The 724-nt window shown below is 63.4% G+C and carries 2 protein-coding genes; both read right to left on the bottom strand.

The window, feature by feature from the left end:
* On the bottom strand, window positions 1–216 hold a 216-nt coding region (locus AACY19_RS26645; RefSeq protein WP_339454471.1), incomplete at its 3' end, for an alpha/beta hydrolase-fold protein.
* 10 nt (window positions 217–226) lie between these two features.
* Window positions 227–724, bottom strand: a 498-nt coding sequence (locus tag AACY19_RS26640) for a zinc-binding dehydrogenase (RefSeq protein WP_339454469.1), incomplete at its 5' end; no start/stop codon positions are given.

Raw genomic sequence — 724 nt, 5'->3', positions numbered from 1 at the left:
GGCGGCGCGATACTCGCCTTTCTCAGTCACGTTGGCATGCGTGCAGGTAAGCCCGGACAGATACCAGACGACCGGTAGCCGCGTGCCCTCGGTGTGCGGCGGAACGTAGACCGAGAAGCTCATCTCGGTGCCCGTCTCGGCCGACGCATGGCGGTAGACACCCTGCACGCCGCCATGCGCGCAGGCGGTGGAGACGGTTTCTAGCGTCGGCATCATCACATTGTCCTCAGTAGACCACGACCGAGCGGATGCTTTCGCCCGCGTGCATCAGGTCGAAGCCCTTGTTGATATCGTCCAGCGTCAGGACGTGAGTTATCATCGGATCGATTTCAATTCGGCCGTTCATGTACCAATCGACGATCTTCGGTACATCGGTGCGACCCTTGGCGCCACCGAAGGCGGTGCCGCGCCAGTTTCGCCCGGTAACGAGCTGGAAGGGACGCGTGCTGATCTCCTTGCCTGCCTCTGCGACGCCGATCACAATGCTGGTGCCCCACCCACGGTGGCAGGCCTCCAGCGCCTGGCGCATCACGGTCGTGTTGCCGGTGCAATCGAAAGTATAATCCGCGCCGCCATCGGTCAGCGCGACGAGGTGCGCGACCAGGTCGCCCACATCCTTCGGGTTGACGAAATGCGTCATGCCGAACTTGCGGCCCCATTCCTCGCGGTCGGGGTTGATGTCGACGCCGACGATCATGTTCGCGCCCGCCATCCGCGCGCCTTG

Origin of the sequence: Pseudomonas sp. EA_5y_Pfl2_R50 (genome assembly GCF_963970475.1) — a bacterium.
Classification (GTDB): domain Bacteria; phylum Pseudomonadota; class Gammaproteobacteria; order Pseudomonadales; family Pseudomonadaceae; genus Aquipseudomonas.
The sequence above is the reverse complement of the archived record's forward strand: the minus strand, read 5'-3'. Positions and strand labels throughout refer to the sequence as shown.